Annotated in this window: 12 protein-coding genes and 2 tRNA genes; 7 read left to right on the forward strand and 7 right to left on the reverse strand. The window is 73.2% G+C overall.

Annotated elements, in window-relative coordinates:
• Nucleotides 1–49: 49 nt before the first annotated feature.
• From ABTZ03_RS30570 to ABTZ03_RS30580, 3 genes are all read right to left on the reverse strand, one after another.
• Complete coding sequence (locus tag ABTZ03_RS30570; RefSeq protein ID WP_350516354.1) at nucleotides 50–709, reverse strand: pentapeptide repeat-containing protein; 660 nt, start codon at nucleotides 707–709, stop codon at nucleotides 50–52.
• A gap of 143 nt (nucleotides 710–852) precedes the next feature.
• Nucleotides 853–1485, reverse strand: a complete 633-nt coding sequence (gene snpA, locus ABTZ03_RS30575) for a snapalysin (protein ID WP_350516355.1) — start codon at nucleotides 1483–1485, stop codon at nucleotides 853–855.
• A gap of 335 nt (nucleotides 1486–1820) precedes the next feature.
• Nucleotides 1821–2480 (reverse strand): snapalysin family zinc-dependent metalloprotease, encoded by a 660-nt coding sequence (locus ABTZ03_RS30580; RefSeq protein ID WP_350516356.1) that lies wholly within the window; start codon nucleotides 2478–2480, stop codon nucleotides 1821–1823.
• Between the two features lie 272 nt (nucleotides 2481–2752).
• Between ABTZ03_RS30580 and ABTZ03_RS30585 the strand changes: the two genes are divergently transcribed.
• Nucleotides 2753–3733, forward strand: coding sequence for a LysR family transcriptional regulator (locus tag ABTZ03_RS30585; protein WP_350516357.1), 981 nt, complete (start codon nucleotides 2753–2755; stop codon nucleotides 3731–3733).
• Here the strand turns inward: ABTZ03_RS30585 and ABTZ03_RS30590 are convergent.
• The gene (locus ABTZ03_RS30590; RefSeq protein WP_350516358.1) at nucleotides 3730–4974 is read right to left on the reverse strand and encodes a low temperature requirement protein A; all 1245 of its coding nucleotides are present in this window, start codon (nucleotides 4972–4974) and stop codon (nucleotides 3730–3732) included. The genes ABTZ03_RS30585 and ABTZ03_RS30590 overlap by 4 nt on opposite strands.
• Nucleotides 4975–5553: 579 nt before the next feature.
• Nucleotides 5554–7260, reverse strand: a complete 1707-nt coding sequence (locus tag ABTZ03_RS30595; RefSeq protein WP_350516359.1) for an ABC transporter family substrate-binding protein — start codon at nucleotides 7258–7260, stop codon at nucleotides 5554–5556.
• 409 nt (nucleotides 7261–7669) lie between these two features.
• Here ABTZ03_RS30595 and ABTZ03_RS30600 point away from each other — a divergent pair, with 409 nt between their 5' ends.
• The 4 genes from ABTZ03_RS30600 to ABTZ03_RS30615 all read left to right on the forward strand — a co-directional run bounded on the left by ABTZ03_RS30600 (nucleotide 7670) and on the right by ABTZ03_RS30615 (nucleotide 11923).
• Nucleotides 7670–8650 carry an ABC transporter permease gene (locus ABTZ03_RS30600; protein WP_350516360.1) on the forward strand — a complete coding sequence of 327 codons (981 nt, stop codon included), beginning with the start codon at nucleotides 7670–7672 and terminating at the stop codon, nucleotides 8648–8650.
• Between the two features lie 130 nt (nucleotides 8651–8780).
• Nucleotides 8781–9707, forward strand: a complete 927-nt coding sequence (locus ABTZ03_RS30605; RefSeq protein ID WP_350516361.1) for an ABC transporter permease — start codon at nucleotides 8781–8783, stop codon at nucleotides 9705–9707.
• Nucleotides 9704–11776, forward strand: coding sequence for an ABC transporter ATP-binding protein (locus ABTZ03_RS30610; protein WP_350516362.1), 2073 nt, complete (start codon nucleotides 9704–9706; stop codon nucleotides 11774–11776). Before ABTZ03_RS30605 ends, ABTZ03_RS30610 begins: the two co-directional genes overlap by 4 nt.
• Nucleotides 11777–11849: 73 nt before the next feature.
• Nucleotides 11850–11923: transfer RNA gene (locus ABTZ03_RS30615), tRNA-Lys, on the forward strand.
• 77 nt (nucleotides 11924–12000) lie between these two features.
• Here ABTZ03_RS30615 and ABTZ03_RS30620 read toward each other — a convergent pair.
• Nucleotides 12001–12975 carry an alpha/beta fold hydrolase gene (locus ABTZ03_RS30620; protein WP_350516363.1) on the reverse strand — a complete coding sequence of 325 codons (975 nt, stop codon included), beginning with the start codon at nucleotides 12973–12975 and terminating at the stop codon, nucleotides 12001–12003.
• Entirely contained in the window at nucleotides 12972–13784 is an 813-nt protein-coding gene (locus ABTZ03_RS30625) for a DUF998 domain-containing protein (RefSeq protein ID WP_350516364.1), read from the reverse strand. Before ABTZ03_RS30625 ends, ABTZ03_RS30620 begins: the two co-directional genes overlap by 4 nt.
• Nucleotides 13785–13953: 169 nt before the next feature.
• On the opposite strand from ABTZ03_RS30625, the gene ABTZ03_RS30630 reads away from it, so the two are divergent.
• Nucleotides 13954–14027, forward strand: a tRNA-Lys gene (locus tag ABTZ03_RS30630).
• A gap of 231 nt (nucleotides 14028–14258) precedes the next feature.
• On the forward strand, nucleotides 14259–16679 hold the full coding sequence (locus ABTZ03_RS30635; protein ID WP_350516365.1) for a transglycosylase domain-containing protein: 2421 nt from the start codon (nucleotides 14259–14261) through the stop codon (nucleotides 16677–16679).
• The last annotated feature ends 87 nt before the right edge of the window (nucleotides 16680–16766 follow it).

The following is a 16766-nucleotide window of genomic DNA, read 5'->3' on the forward strand; positions in this document are numbered from 1 at the left end:
CGGAGAACCCCGGAGAACCCGGGAGGGCCGGGGAGAGCCCGGGGCCCGGTCAGCGGTCCTTCACCTCGATGCCCAGCGCATGGGCGAACTGCGGTGCCAGCTCCAGCAGTTGGGTGGAGCTGATGACCGCCCCGCGCAACCCCAGGTGGCCGTCCGCCAGGCCGAGCCGCACCGCACCGCGCAGATCGGTCTTGCTCAGCGCCGCCCCGCGCAGCCGGACCTCCTCCAGCGTCGAGCCGGGGAAGGACACCCCGGTCAGCTTGGCGTCGCCGAAGTCCACGTCGCGCAGCAGGCAGTCCTCGAACACCACGTCCCGCAGGACGGCCGCCCGCAGGTTGACCGCCTCCAGCTTGCAGCCGCGGAACACCACCCGGCGCAGCGCCGAGCCGTGCGCGGCGACCCCGGCCAGCACCCCGCCGACGAAGGAGCTGTCCTGCCACTCGGTGTCGCTCAGGTCGCAGGCCACCCAGCGGCCGGCCTGCACCCAGACCTCGTTGAACCGGGCCTGGCGGAGCTTGACCCCGCTGAGTGCGACCCCGGTGAAGGCGCACTCCAGGAACGCCGCCCCGGAGCCCGACTCGTCGGTGTGCTCACCGCCGTCGAAGTGCGCGGTGTCGTACCGGTCGTCGCTGCGCAGCGGGCCGATGTGCGGGCGCAGCAGTTCGGCGTACGGGAGGTCGATGAGCTGCTCGGGGACGGGACGGGGCATGGCGGTGGCGCCTTTCGGGACGGGGACGAACGGGTCTCGCCCGCATGCTCGCACGCACCACCGACAGCGCCCGCCCGACGCACCACCGACCGGGCCCGCCCGACGCGGCCGGGCCGGCGGTGCTCACCCGGGGTTCAGGACGGTCAGCCGCGCGCCCAGAGCGAGTTGACCCGGCTGCGCTCGGCGCTGTTCGGGTACGGGTTGGTGCAGGACGGGCCGGGGCCGCCGCCGGACATCAGCTCGCTGCACGGACCGGAGTAGTGGTCCGGCAGACCGAGCACGTGCCCGGTCTCGTGGGCCGTGACCCGGACCGAGTTGTACTGCCGGTTCTGCTGGTAGTCGAGGAAGACGTAGCCGCGCCCGTGCCCGTCGATGCTGGCGTACGAGCCGCGCGGGTCGTTGCCCTCGTAGTAGCGGAAGTCGGCGGCCGAGCCGGCCCGCAGCTGGACGTTGCCGACCGAGCTGTTCCAGATCTGCGCGGCGCTGGCGATCTGGCTGCGGAAGGACGGCGCCGAGCTGGCGTCGTAGGTGACCACCACGGTGGCCAGGCCCGGGCTGGCGGCCTGCTTGGCCTTGGCGGAGGCCATCACGGCCTGGAAGAACGCCTGGTTGTCGGCGGCCTCCTCGGTCGAACCGGCGTAGGTCGAGGCGGTGTAGCCCTGGACGGCCTGGGCGGCGGGCGCGGCCGGGGCGGCGGTGGCCGCGGTGGCGGGCAGCACGGCGAGACCGGCCGCGAGGGCGAGGCCGAGGGTCGCGGACAGCACGGATCGCTTCATGTGGGGGCTCCTGAAGGGGTCCTGGAGACGGTGGGGGCTCCGGTCCCGGGTGTCGCGGCCGGTTGGGGACGGCCTCGGGGGGACACCTGGCGACCGGGTGTCCCCAGAGCTTCGGGCAGCCCGGCGGCCGGGCGGATGATGTCAACCCGCGATAGCCCGGTCCAATCCCCCGGACCCCCGGAGGATTGGGCCGCCTTTTCCTCGTCTTGACCCAGCCATGCCCCTGGCATTCCGTTCCGGGGGCGGCTAGGCTCCGGGACGGGGAAGTACCCATGCGGCGGCCCGCCCGTTTCCGGCCGGGCGGGCCGCCGCACCCGATTCCCCGGCGGGGCAGGTCAGTTGGCCGGAGCCGCGCCGTTCGCCCAGAGCGAGTCGACCTGGGCGCTCTCATTGGCGTCGGGGTGCGCGTTCATGCAGGACGTGCCCGGGCCGTGGCCCGACATCAACTCGCTGCACGGACCGGAGTAGTCGTCGGGCAGGCCGAGCACGTGTCCGGTCTCGTGGGCGACGATCCGGAGCGAGTAGTACTCCTGGGTCTGCTGGTGGTCGAGGAAGATGTAGCCGTGCCCGTGCCCGTCGGTGCTGGCGTACGAGCCGCTGCCGTCGCCCTCGGTGTACGAGAAGTCGCCGGTGCCGCTGGCCTCCTGGAGCTGGACGTTGTGCACCGAGCTGTTCCAGATCTGCACGGCGTTGGCGATGTCGGCGGTGTAGGAGGGGGCCTGGGTGGTGTCGTAGGTGACGGTGACGGTCTGCAGCCACGGTTCGGCGGCCTGCCGGGCCCGGGCGGAGGCCATCACGGCCCGGAAGAACGCCTGGTCGTTCGCGGCCCGGTCGGCCGAACCGGCGTAGCCTGACCGGTTGTTGGCCGCCCGGCCGTCGGTGGCGTGGGTGTCGGTCGCACGGGTCGGGGCGGCGGTGGCCGCGGTGGCCGGCAGGGCGACGAGGCCCGCCGCGAGGGCGAGGCCGAGGGTCGCGGACAGCACGGATCGCTTCATGTGGGGGCTCCGGATTCGCGGCGCGCCGGTCCGCCGGGGCCGGTGGGGGCCGGACCGGACGGTGGCGGCGCGCGGTGGGGGCCGTCCCGGCGGGGCACCGGGGCGGTGTGGTGCCCCTGAGCTTCGACCCGCCCGGGCCCATCGCGGATGATGTCAACCGGCGATAGTCCGGCCGCATACCGGCGGGGCGTCCGCCGTCGGTCCTGTCAGCGCGCCCTTGAATCCCTGTCATGTCCTTGGCGATGTGGCGCGATGACGTCTATGCTCCCGTCGTGGAGCTCGACGTGAGACACCTCCGGGTGCTGTGCGCGATCGCCGACACCGGCAGCCTCCGCAAGGCCGCGCTCCAACTCGGCATGACCCAGCCCTCCCTCACCACCCAGCTGCACCGCATCGAACGGGCCATCGGCGGAACCCTGTTCACCCGGGAGCAGACCGGCAGCCGACCCACCGCGCTCGGCCACTCGGTGCTGTCCCGGGCCCGGCCGGTGATCAGCGAGATGGCCGCCCTGGTCGCCGCCGCCCGCCAGGAGGCCCGGGACACCACCGGGCCCGGCCGGCAGCGGCGGCTGCGGATCGGCAGCGTCGGCAGCCGGGCCGTCGCCGCCTGGCTGCGCCGGGTGCACGAGCGGCTGCCGGACACCGACACCACCATCCACGTCGACATCTCCGCCAGCGCGCTGCTGCGGATGGTCGCCGCCGACCAGCTGGACGTGGCCTTCGTGTACGAGAGCGAGGGCTTCCCGCTGCGGGTGCCGCCGGACGCCGAGCACCGGGTGCTGATGGCCCGCGAGCCGCAGTTCGTCGCGCTCGCCGCCGGGCACCCGGCCGCCGCCCGCCCGGTCGTCCACCTGGCCGACCTGGCCGAGGACACCTGGATGGTCGACCCGACCGCCGACCACGAGTACGCCGCGATGCGCCGGGTGTTCAGCGAGGCCGGGCTCAACCCCCGGGTGGTCCAGGTGCGGGACAACGCCACCGCCGCCGAGCTGGTCGCCTCCGGCGAGGCCGTCCGCCCCTGCCAGCCCACCTCACTGCCCGGGCCCGGCACCGTGGTCCGCCCGGTGCACGGGGACCCGCTGGCCGTCCGGCTGCTGTTCACCTGGCGCCCCCGGGTGCTCAGCCCGCCCGCCCTGGACGCGCTCTACGGCGAATTGCGCGCCGCCTACCTGGATCTGGCCAAGGTCAACCCGGCGTACCTGGCCTGGCTGGCCCGGCACGAACCGGTGCTGCTGGGACGACTCTCGGCCTAGGATCCGGCCCGGCCCTCACGGCTCGCCCGGCTGTTCCGGATCGCCCGGCTCTCCCGGCTGTGGATCAGCACGCCCGTCGCGACCATCAGCGCGCAGACCAGGCCCGCCGCCGGCACCCCCGAGCCGCCCAGCGCCGTGCAGGCCAGCACCAGCAGCGCGCCGACCGGCGCCACCGACTGGGCCACCACCCCGCGCTTGGTGTGCCGGGAGTGCAGGTACCAGACGGTGACCAGGTAGACCGCGGTCGGCACGGTGACCGTCGCGGTGGCGGCCGCCGGGGAGATCTCCGCCTGGTGCACGGCCGACTCCACCGCCACCTCCAGCCCGGTGCCGATCGCCGCCGCCGAGCCGAACACCAGGTAGTGCCCGTACCCCCAGGCGAAGGCCTGCCGGTTGGAGCGCAGGTGGTCGTGGACCGGCCGGGCGAAGTAGATCCACCAGGCCGCGAAGCAGATCAGCAGCCCGCCGACCGCCACCGGCACCAGCCGGCCCAGCTCCTCGTGCTCGTCCACCGCCGACTGCACCGCCACCGTCGCGGCGGCCACCGTCTCGCCGAGCACGATCAGGGTGAACAGCCCGTACCGCTCGGCGATGTGGTGCGGGTGCCAGGAGGTCTGCATCCGCAGCTCGGCCACCACCGGCACGGCCAGCTCGCACAGCACCCCGATCGGGATGACCACCGGCCGGGCGGCGGCCGGCAGCAGCACCACCACCACCCAGCCGATCTGGCAGAGCGCGATCCCCACCGCGTAGCGCAGCGCGACCCGGCGCGCCTCGCCCTGCTCGGCGGCCGCCGCGCGCAGCCACTGGGTGACCATCGCCAGGCGCATCACCACGTAGCCGGCGATCGACAGCCGCAGGTCCTGGGTGGCGAACAGCCTCGGCACCCCGGCGGCGAGGATCAGCACGCCGGCGATCTGCACCAGCGTGGTGATCCGGTACGGCACGTCGTCGCAGTCGTAGGCGGAGGCGAACCAGGTGAAGTTCATCCAGGCCCACCAGATGGCGAAAAAAGCGATGGCGTAGCCGCGCAGGCCCTCGCCGTAGTGCCCGGCCGCGAGGGAGTGGGCGAGTTCGCGGCCCGCCTGGCCGACCGCGACCACGAAGCAGAGGTCGAAGAAGAGTTCCAGCGGGGTGGCGACCCGGTGCGGCTCGGCGCGGTCGCGCGGGACCATCCGGCGCACCGGGGGCGGGTCGACGTGGTGCGCTCGGGGTGCCGCGGCGGCGGGGTCACTGGCCATCGGTGCTGCTCCGGATGGGTCGGGAGGAGGCGGACGGGGTCCGCGGGAGGGGCGGCCGGGGCCCGGAAGGGCGCGCCGTCCCGCGCATCCTGGCAGCGGTCCGGGCCTGGCGCACGCACCGGCGCGGCGCGGATACCCCGTCCGCGCGCGGGTGCGTCCACGGGTGCGCCGCGGGAGCCCGCCGGGTGCGTCCACGGACGGCAACTCCGTTCGACCCGGGGCACGATGCCCCTTTATGCCCTTTTTCTCCTTGCCGTCAGCGAGAGTTGACGCCCCGGTGCGCGAAGTGGGTGACAGCACGGCGGGTTTCCGGGCGCGCCCCGCGCGCTGCACCGCGAGCGGCCGGAACGCCCCGCTAGATTCGTCCCCGGTTGGAAGCGAGCGCGGGCCCTCTGCGGGGCCCCACGACACGGGCGGCCTGCGGGCAACGCGGAAGGTCAAGGCCGGTGGCAGGACAGCGGGGGCGGCAGTTCCGACCCACCCGTGTCCGTACCACCGGCCTCGTGATCACCGCGCTGCTCGCCAGCGCCTGCCGTGCCCTCGCCGTCGCCGTCGCTGCGGCCGGCCCGGCGGCTCGGGCTACTTCTCCCAGCCGACCGTGCTGTAGTCCTCCTGGCCGAGGCCGAAGGCACCGTAGTTGGCGAGTCCCTTGCGGGTCGCCACCACGGCGGGCCGCTGGTAGAGCTCGACGGTGTGGCCGAGCTCCCAGATCTTCGCGTCCGCCTGGTTGTAGAGCTTCGCGGCCTCCGCCGGGTCGACCGTCCCGGAGGCCTTCTTCAGCAGGTCGTCGATCTCCGGGGTGCCCAGCCGGGACGGGTTGCTGAAGGTGTTGTCGCCCACCGGCAGGCGGAAGTTGGCCAGGCTCTTGGAGTTCGGGAACGAGTCCGTGTTGCGCCAGCTGGCGATGTCGAACTTGCCCGGGGTGATGTACTTGTCGAAGTAGTCGTTGGCGGCCACCTTGTCCAGGTCGACCTTGACCCCGGCGGTCTGCCACATCGCCGCCGCCGCGGTGGCGAGGTCGAGCTGGGCCTGCGCGGTGCCGTCGCTGAGGATCCAGTGCAGCTCCAGCGGCTTCCCGTCCTTGGTGCGCGGCTGGCCGGCGCCGGCCTCCTTCCAGCCGGCGTCGTCCAGCAGCTTCTTGGCGGCCGCGAGGTCGAACGTGGCCCACTGCCCGGAGTTGTCCTGGTAGCCGGCCTGGTTGGGCATGATGATGTGGTTGCCGAGCGGCTTGAACTCCACCGGCACCCCGTTGTTGGCGATCTTGATCAGCGCCGAGCGGTCGAGCGCCTTGCCGAGCGCCTGGCGGACCTTCTGGTCCGCCAGCGCGCCGGTGCCGCCGAAGGAGATGTGCACCTCGTCCCACGGGCTGGCGGACCGGATCACGGTGTCCTTGGCGTTCTTGAGCTGGCCGTACGCGGCGGCGGTGCCGGCCGAGGCGAAGTCGATCTCGTTGTTGAGGTAGGCCTGGATGCTCGCCGACTTGTCCATCACCCGGAAGGTGATCTTGTCGAGCTTGGCCCTGGTCCCCCACCAGGCCGGGTCCGGGACCAGACTGATGGTCTGCGCGGTCTTGTCCGCCGTCCCGATCTTGAACGCCCCGGCGGTGATCGGGATCTTCTCCACCCAGCCCTTGTTGAAGTCCTCCGGGGTGGCGATGCCCGCCGCCGGGATCAACGGGCGGAACAGGTTCTGCCAGTCCGCGTACGGCTGCGAGAAGGTGACCTTCACCTCGGTCGGGTCGGCACCCTGTTCGACCGCGGAGATCAGCTCGTAGCCGGACGGGTCGTAGAGGTTGTACGCCTGGTTCTTGCCGTTGCTGGCCTGCCAGTCGGCCTTGAAGTCCAGGTAGCTGAGCGGCTTGCCGTCCGACCACTTGGCCTTGGGGTTCAGCTTGTACGTGACCACCTGCGGCGATTCGGAGGTGACCTTCGCCTCCGTCAGGTAGTTCGGGTTCGCCCGGAACGTCCCGGAGGCGTCGGTGCTGAACAGCGTGGGCTCCAGCGTGCGCATCAGGTCCACGGTGTCGTTGTAGGAGCCGCCGTCCACCTGGAGCGGGTTCCACTGGGTGATCCACTGGTCCAGCTGGAAGCGCACCTCGCCGCCGTCCTTGATCTGGTCCAGCGACTTGGCGTTGATGTCCTCGGAGTCCTGTCTCGGCGGCTCGCTCTTGGCCACGTCACCGGCCGAACCGCCGCCGCCCGAGGTGCACGCGGTGACCGCCAGCGCGACGGCGGCGGCGAGGGCGAGCGCCCGGCCGAGACGACGGGGCGTGGTGACAGCGTCCATGAGGGTCCCCCTGGTGAGGTCTGCGCGGCGTGGGCGCGAGGTAGGCGCGAGGTGGGCGTCCGACATCCGTCGGGCGAGCGACAGGTATGCGACAGGTATGCGTCAGGTACGGGAAGCAGGAGTTGGGCGCGACAGGCATGACCGGGCTTGAGCGTGGGCACTCAATCCGGCACCGAGCCAGAGGAACGTAACAGCGGATCAGATCCGCCACCAGGGGGAGGACCGGACACCTGATCCAAAAGTCACACGCGGCAATCCAGCCGCAACACCCCGGTGCTTCACTCTGACCTGCGGTTTCCCAACCGCCCGGCCGCTCCTGCCAGCTGACGCCCGATCGGGCCCCGACCGAAGGCCACCACCCGATGCCCTCCAGACGCGTCGCCCCCGCCCCGACCCCGGGCGGCCGCTGATGCTCCGCTACCTGTCGAAGCGGCTGAGCTACTACGCGGCGCTGCTGGTCGCCGCCGTCTTCCTGGCGTACGCGATCTCCGCGAGCGCCCTGCAGCCGCGGGCCTACTTCGACGCCAAGGTCCCCCGCCCGTCCGCCGCCTCGGTCGAACGCCAGCTCACCGCGCTCAACCTGAACGACCGCACCCCGGTCGTCGAGCGCTTCGGCCACTGGGCCGGCGACCTGCTGCACGGCGACCTCGGCCGGACCATCCACGACACCCCGGTCGCCGACGACTTCGGCCGCCGGGTCTGGGTGTCGCTGCGACTGCTGGTGATCGGCAGCCTGCTCGGCACGCTCCTCGGCGTCGCCGCCGGGGCGTGGAGCGCGGTCCGCCAGTACCGGATCTCCGACCGGCTGCTCACCGTGGTGTCCTTCGTGCTGCTCTCCACCCCGGTCTTCCTGGTCGCGCTGTTCCTCAAGAACGGCGCCATCGCCGCCAAGGACGCGGCCGGCCACGAGGTCGTCCCGTTCACCGGCTACGAGACCCCCGGACTGGCCGGCGGCCTCGGCACCCACCTCACCGACTGGGCCCTGCACCTGCTGCTGCCCACCGTCTCGCTCGCCCTCGGCGGCCTGGCCACCTACAGCCGCTACCAGCGCGGCACCATGCTCGACGTGCTCGGCTCCGACTACCTGCGCACCGCCGAGGCCAAGGGCCTCACCCGGCGCCGGGCCCTGCTCAAACACGGGCTGCGAACCGCGGTGATCCCGATGTCGACCATGTTCGCCTACAGCTTCCTGGGCATCTTCACCGGTGCGATCTTCACCGAGACGATCTTCGGCTGGCACGGCATGGGCGAGTGGCTGATCCAGTCGATCAACGAACAGGACGTCAACTCGGTGGTGGCGATCAACCTGTTCACCGCCGTCGTCGTCCTGGCCTCCGGCTTCCTGGCCGACACCCTGCACGCCGCCCTCGACCCGCGCGTGCGGTCCTGACCGGAGGTGGACCGAGATGACCGTCGTCGCCGCTGAACCCACTGGCCCCGAGGAACCCTCCGGCCCCTCCGGGCCGGCAGGGCCTGCTGGACCCGCTGGCCCTGCCGGCCCTGCCGGACCCGCGGGATCCATGAGCGTCCCGGAGCGGCCGCGGGCCGCCGGCCGGGGCCGACTCGTCCTGGCCCGGCTGCTCGCCGCCCGCGGCGCCCTGGTCGGGGCCGGGCTGATCCTGCTGCTCTTCGTGCTCGCCTTCGGCGGCCCCCACCTGATCCCCTGGGACTACGCCGCCCCCGACTTCACCGCCCTGCACCAACCCCCGTCCGCCGAGCACTGGTTCGGCACCAACGGGGTCGGTCAGGACGTGTTCGCCCAGACCGTCCGCGGACTGCAGAAGTCGCTGATCATCGGCCTGCTGGTGGCCCTCTTCTCCACCGTGCTGGCCTCCCTGGTCGGCGCCTGCGCCGGCTACTTCGGCGGCTGGGCCGACCGGGCGCTGATGTTCCTGGTCGACCTGATGCTGGTCTTCCCCAGCTTCCTGATCATCACCGTGGTCTCGCCCCGGCTGCGCAGCAGCGGCTGGATCGCCTTCGTGCTGCTGCTCGCCCTGTTCAACTGGATGATCACCGCCCGGGTGGTCCGCTCGATGACCATCTCCCTGCGCGACCGCGAATTCGTCCGCGCCGCACGGTTCATGGGCGTCCGGCCGCTGCGGATCATCACCCGGCACATCCTCCCGAACGTCGCCTCCTTCCTGATCGTCGACGCCACCATCGCGGTCGGCGGCGCGGTGATGAGCGAGACCGCGCTCTCCTACTTCGGCTTCGGCGTCCGGCCGCCGGACGTCTCGCTCGGCACCCTGCTCGCCGCCGGGACCTCCGAAGCCCCGGTGTTCCCCTGGATGTTCTACTTCGCGGCCGGGCTGCTGGTGCTGTTCGTACTCGCGGTCAACCTGGTCGGGGACGGGCTGCGCGACGCCCTCGACCCCACCTCCGGGACCGGGCCCCGCCGCTCCCGCCGCTCCCGCCGTTCCGGTAGCCCTGCGAGGAAATCCAAGTGACCACTGCCGTCGAGACCCCCTTGCTCGCCGTCCGGGACCTGCGGGTGGACTTCGCCGGCCCGCACGGCCCGGTGCCCGCCGTCCGCGGGGTGGACCTCACCCTGCGCCGCGGGGAGACCCTGGGCATCGTCGGCGAGTCCGGCTCCGGGAAGTCCGTCACCGCGCTGTCCGTGCTCGGCCTGCTGCCCGGCACCGCCCGGGTGTCCGGCTCGGTGCGGCTGGACGGCCGGGAGCTGGTCGGCCTGCCCGGCAAGGAGCTCGCCGCGATCCGCGGCCGCCGGGTCGCCATGGTCTTCCAGGACCCGCTGTCCGCCTTCACCCCGGTCTACCGGATCGGCGACCAGATCGCCGAGGCGGTCCGGATCCACCAGCCGGTCGACCGGGCCACCGCCCGCCGCCGGGCCGCCGAACTCCTCGACCTGGTCGGCATCCCGACGCCCGACCGGGCCCTGGACAGCTTCCCGCACGAGTTCTCCGGCGGCATGCGCCAGCGCGCGATGATCGCGATGGCCATCGCCAACCAGCCGGACATCCTGCTCGCCGACGAGCCCACCACCGCCCTGGACGTCACCATCCAGGCCCAGGTGCTCGACGTGCTGCGCACCGCCCGCGCGGAGACCGGCGCCGCCCTCGTCCTGGTCAGCCACGACCTCGGGGTGATCGCCGGGGCCGCCGACCGGGTCGCCGTGATGTACGCGGGCCGGGTGGTCGAGACCGCGGGCGTGGACGAGCTGTTCGCGGCCCCGCTCCACCCGTACACCCTCGGACTGATCGGCGCGCTGCCCCGGCTGGACGGGCCCGGCGGTCCGCTCGTACCGATCCCCGGCACCCCGGCGCCGATGGCCGAACTGCCGCCCGGCTGCCCGTTCGCTGCGCGCTGCCCGCTGGTCGAGCCGCGCTGCTCGACCGCGGAACCCGAACTGGCGGGCGCGGACGGGCACTCGGCCGCGTGCGTCCGCTCGGACGAGCTGGCCGAGCGGCGGCCCGCACCGCACGAGGTGTACCCGGTGCCGTCGCTGCCGCTGCCGCTGCCGACCACGGGGGCGACGGACCGGGACCGCTCGGAGCGGGCGTCGGTGCTGTCGGTGAGCGGGCTCGGAAAAACGTTTCCGCTGCTCAAGGGCGCGGTGTTCAAGCGCAAGGTCGGCGAGGTCTACGCGGTGGACGGCGTCGACCTGGACCTGCGGGAGGGCGAGACCCTCGGCCTGGTCGGGGAGTCCGGCTCGGGCAAGTCCACCACCCTGTTCGAACTGCTCAAGCTGGGCGCCCCGGAGACCGGCCGGATCGAACTGCTCGGCCGGGACACCGCCCGGCTCACCCGGGCCGAGGCCGAACGCCTCCGGTCCGAACTGCAGATCGTGTTCCAGGACCCGATGGCCAGCCTCGACCCCCGGATGCCGATCGGCGACATCGTCGCCGAACCGCTGCGCGCCCGGCGCGCCCCGCGCGCGGAGATCGCCCGCCGGGTGCCCGAGCTGCTGCACCAGGTCGGCCTCGACCCGGACCACGCGGTCCGCTACCCGCACCAGTTCTCCGGCGGGCAGCGCCAGCGCGTCTCGATCGCCCGGGCGCTCGCCGTCCGGCCGAAGCTGCTGGTGCTGGACGAACCGGTCTCCGCCCTGGACGTCTCGATCCAGGCCGGGGTGCTCAACCTGCTGCAGTCGCTCAAGGCCGAGCTCGGGCTGTCCTACCTGTTCGTGTCGCACGACCTCTCGGTGATCCGGCACCTCGCCGACCGGGTCAGCGTGATGTACCTCGGCCGGACGGTCGAGCAGGGCCCGGTCTCCGCCGTCTTCGACCGCCCCCGCCACCCCTACACCCGGGCACTGCTCTCCGCCGTCCCGCTGCCCGACCCCGCCGCCGAACGCGCCCGCGACCGCATCCTGCTCGCCGGGGACCCGCCCTCCCCCACCGAGCGCCGCACCGGCTGCCCGTTCCGCACCCGCTGCCCGCTGTACGCCGGACTGGCGGACCCGACGGCCCGGGTGCGCTGCGAGCAGGAACGGCCGACGCTCGACGGCGACCGGGGCGCAACGGACCACCAGGCCGCCTGCCACCACCCGGGATGATGGCGGTGGGTGATCGGCCGAATACGATTCGGCGGATCGGCCCGGCGGCGTGTACTGTCTTCCACGTCAGCAAGCGCCGCTAGCTCAGTTGGTTAGAGCAGCTGACTCTTAATCAGCGGGTCCGGGGTTCGAGTCCCTGGCGGCGCACATGGCAAGGTCTCAGGCCGTCCACTCCGGTGGGCGGCCTGAGGCGTTTCCGGGGGCCGTCCGCCCACGTCCCCGCCTCAGCTGGTGTCGAGGACGGCGGAGGCCACCGCGTCCGGGCGGTCGAACATCACCAGGTGCCCGGCCGGGGCCGTGGTCCGGTAGTCGGCCCCGAGCAGCGTCGCGAGCTCCCGCTGCTCGGCCAACCAGGACTCGGTCCGACTGTTCCGGCACCCGTCGTCGGCGGCCAGCACGGTGATCGGCAGGTCCTCGGGCAGCGGCCGGCTGCGCCGCAGCCCGTCCAGTTCGGCGGCCATGTCGAGGTACCGCCCGTTCTCCCGGAGCAGCGCGCGCAGGGCCCGTCCGGTGCGGTAGCAGTGCCGGACCAGCGGCGCCGGGGCCAGGTCCTCGCGCCGGACGGTGGACAGCCGGGCGGTCATCCGGCGCACGGTCGGACCGAGCAGGTACGGCACGGCGAGGGCGGTCGCGGCGCCCGCCACCGCCCGGGCCGCCCGGTCCCGCGCGACGGGCGCCGGGTACGGGCGGGCCTCCGGTTCCACGCTGCTGTCGACCAGGACCAGCCCGGCCGCCCGCCCGGGGTGCAGCCGGGCGAAGGCCTCCACGTGGAAGCCGGCGAGCGAGTGGCCGACCAGGGTGCAGGGCCCGTCGAACCCCAGGCCGTCCAGCACCGCGCGGATCCGCTCGACCTCGCCGGCCACCGTCGGCGCGGGCCGCCTCCCGGTCGCGGGCTCGGCGGCGCTGAGCCCGTAGCCGGGCCGGTCGAAGCGGACCACGGTGCGGTACGGGGTGAGGAACGGGACCACCAGGTCCCAGTCGAACCAGCTGCTGCCGAGGCCGCCGGTGAGCAGGCAGACCGGGCCGCTGCCCTCGGTGCGGACGTGCAACGGGACGCCGTCGATGCGCAGGAAGCGGGCCCGGGGCTCGGGGCGGGCGGGGCCTTCGGAACCGATGGGGTCATTGGGGTCGGCAGGGTCGGCAGGGTCGTTGGGGTCTGCGGGGTCGGCTGGGCCGCCGGGGCCGGTGGGCTCGGTCATGTCCGCCGCCGATCCGGGGCGGGCTCGGGCCGGCCGTCGGACCGGGCCGGGCGGCCCGCCCCACCGGAGCGGTCCGCGCGGGCGACGGCCACCGCCAGGACGCCCAGCCAGAGTGCGACCAGCAACACCTGCAGCCGCTGCCCGGCGCCCAGCGCCCAGGTGCCGCGACCGGCCTGGAAGGCGGCGATCGCACCGAGGCTCCAGCCGGTGGCGAGCAGTTCGGCGCCGAGCAGCCAGGGCCCGAGCCGGCGCACGGCCGGCCAGCGGTGGTGGCGGCGGGCGGCGACGGTGAGCGCGACCAGTCCGGTGAGCGCGCCGAGCATGGCGAGGCTGCTGGTCACGGCGTGCGCGGTGTGGGTGGCGGGGACGAGCCCGGCGGTCTCCCGGGCGGCGCACATCTCGTCGCTGGTGGGGGCGCAGCTGAGCGGCAGCCGGGAGTCGGCGGCGGTCGCGGCGCCGAACAGGGCCAGCGCGGACCAGCCGACCAGGGCCCACCGGTCCCAACCGCCGGCGCCGGGGCGCCTGCCGGGTGCGCCGGGGTGTCGGGCCTGCCCGGCGGCGAGGGCGGTGACGGCGGCGGCGAGCACGCAGAGCCCGGCGGCCAGGTCGGTGGCCCGGAACAGGCCGCCCAGCGGCTGGTCCTCGGCCGCGAGTTCGCTGATGTACGCCTGCACCGGGTCGAGCCCGGTGCTCAGCACCACCTCCAGCACCCACGCGGTGTACGCCACGGCGCTGAGCAGCAGCAGGACGGCGACCGGCGTCCGCGCGCGGTCGTCCCTCGCGCGGTCGTCCGGCCGGGAGCTGGGCACGTTTCCACCCTAACCGGGCGCGAACTCCGTCCCAACCGGGAGGAAACGGGCGGACCGGGGCGCCTTCTCGCGGTGGCGGAGCCCCGGCGGAGCACTGGCGGGGCACCCGGCGGAGCGGGCGCGGTTCGAGGCACCCCCCGGAACCGTGTATTGTTCTCCAGGTCAGCAAGCGCCGCTAGCTCAGTTGGTTAGAGCAGCTGACTCTTAATCAGCGGGTCCGGGGTTCGAGTCCCTGGCGGCGCACAGACAGTTGGGGAGCCTCTCGCAACAGCGAGGGGCTCCCCGATTTTTTGGCCCTCGACGTCCGTTTTGCGTGTGATGTCGGTCTCGATTGCCGTTCCGATGGAGCCATTGGGCCCATCCGACGCGTCCAGGGCAGTAAAACCGGAATCCGGAATCGGGACAAAGGTCCCTAACCGCCGATGTCCCCGTCCGTGCAGGCTGGCCCGGTCCGCCCGCAGGAAAGGCCGCGCCTTGTTCCGAAACGCCCAGAGCGGCGGCCGTCCCAAGCCGTCGATCGGCCTCCGCCCGGTCAAGCGGCTCAAGAACACCGCCACCACGTCCGGCGGCGGGAAGCCGCGCCGCCCCAAGCGCAAGCGCACCGGCTGGCGCCGGCTGATACCCACCTGGCGGATGACGCTGCTCGGCTTCGCCGCGGCGCTGCTGCTCGGCGTCGGCCTGTTCGCGCTGGGTGTCGCGCTGGTAAAGGTCCCGGACGCGCACGCCGCCGCGACCGCCCAGAGCAACACCTGGCTCTACGCCGACGGCTCGGTGATCACCCGTACCGGCCAGACCAACCGGCAGAACGTCGGCCTGGACAAGGTCTCCCCCGCCGCCCAGCACGCGGCGCTGGCCGCCGAGGACCGCAACTTCTACAACGAGGGCGCCATCAACGTGCAGGGCCTGGCCCGGGCCGCCCTCAACACCGCCAAGGGCGAGGGCACCCAGGGCGGCTCCACGATCACCCAGCAGTACGTGAAGAACACGTACCTGGACCAGAAGCAGTCGATCACCCGCAAGGTGAAGGAACTCTTCATCGCGATCAAGGTGGACGCCACCGAGAGCAAGGACGAAGTCCTCTCCGGCTACCTGAACACCTCCTACTACGGCCGCGGCGCGTACGGCATCCAGGCCGCCGCCCAGGCGTACTTCGGCATCGACGCCTCCGCGCTCGACCCGGCCCAGGGCGCCTACCTGGCCACCCTGCTGAACGCCCCGAGCGCCTACGACGTGGCCACCGCGACCCCGGCGGGCAAGCAGAACGCCGTCAACCGCTGGAACTACGTCATGGACGGCATGGTCAAGGAGGGCTGGCTCTCCGCCGACGACCGGGCCAAGGCCACCTTCCCGGACGTCAAGGACCCGCAGCCCAACCCGGGCCTGTCCGGCCAGTCCGGCTACCTGGTCAACGCGGCCACCCAGTACCTGACCTCGAACAACATCATCAGCGAGACCGAGCTGGCCAAGGGCGGCTACACGATCAAGCTGACGATCGACCCGAACCGCCAGCAGGCCCTCCAGGACTCCGTCCAGGCGCAGCTGCACGACACGCTGAACCCGGACAAGCGGAAGAAGGACGCGGCCGCCCAGGCCGGCGCCGTCTCGGTGGACCCGAAGACCGGCGCGGTCGTCGCCCTGTACGGCGGCGTCGACTACGTGAAGCACTACGTCGACAACGCGACCCGGCGCGACTACCAGGCCGGCTCGACCTTCAAGGCGATCGCACTGGCCGCCGCCTTCGAGAACAACGCCAAGACCCAGGACGGCCGGACCGTCACCCCGCGCACGGTCTACGACGGCACCAGCGGCCGCAAGGTCCGCGGCGGCAAGGGCACCCCGTACGCGCCGCCGAACGAGGGCGACAGGAGCTACGGCCAGATCAGCCTGCAGCAGGCCACCGACTGGTCGGTCAACTCCGCCTTCGCCCAGCTGGCGCAGGACACCGGGCTGCAGAAGGTGAAGGACACCGCTGTCGCGCTGGGCCTGCCCGGCAACACCCCGGGGCTCGACCCGGTGCCGTCCATCCCGCTGGGCGCGGCCACCCCGAGCGTGCTCGACATGGCCGGCGTCTACGCCACGCTGGACAACGGCGGCAAGCAGATCGCCCCGTGGCTGGTGCAGTCGGTGGACCGCGAGGGCGAGTCCGTGTCGCTGCCCGCGCACAAGGCCACCCAGGCGATCAGCTCCGACACCGCCAACCAGGTCACCTCGATGCTCCAGGGCGTGGTGAGCGACCCGGGCGGCACCGGCTTCCGGGCGAAGGCGCTGGGCCGCCCGGTGGCGGGCAAGACCGGCACCACCGACGACCAGAAGTCCGTCTGGTTCGTCGGCTACACCCCCGAACTGGTCACCTCGGTGGCCCTGTTCGGCCAGGACCCGGGCACCGGCGCCCAGGTCAGCCTCAGCGGCATCGGCGGGATCGACGGCGCGGCGGGCGGTCAGTACCCGGCCCAGATCTGGACCAGCTACATGAAGGCCGCGCTCAAGGGCCAGCCGGTCAGCGACTTCCCGACCCCGGCGGACGGCGACGACTCCTCGGGCGCCACTGACCTGCCGACCGCCCCGGGCACGCCGAACAGCACTCCGTCGACCGGCGGCGCCACGCCGAGCACCGGGGCCGGCAACCCGTCGGGCGGCAACTCCGGCGCGACCTCCTCGGGCGGCTCGGGCACGGGTTCCGGTTCCGGCTCCGGTTCCGACGGCTCCGACACCGGGCCGACCACGGCCCCGACCAGGCAGCCGACCACCCAGCCCACCACCCGGCCCACCAGCCGGCCCACCACCCGGCCGACGCCGACCACCCAGCCCACCACGGGCCCGACCACGCAGCCGACCACCCAGCCCACCGGCGGGACGGACGCGCTCAGCGGGGCGGGTGCCGGGGCCGGGGGCTGATCACCCGGCCGGTCGCCCACCTGCGTCTCGCCTGCCTCCCAGCCGCATCGGCCGGACCACTGACCTCGGGTCGGTGGTCCGGCCGAC

This window comes from Kitasatospora sp. NPDC096077, from assembly GCF_040303245.1.
Taxonomy (GTDB): domain Bacteria; phylum Actinomycetota; class Actinomycetes; order Streptomycetales; family Streptomycetaceae; genus Kitasatospora.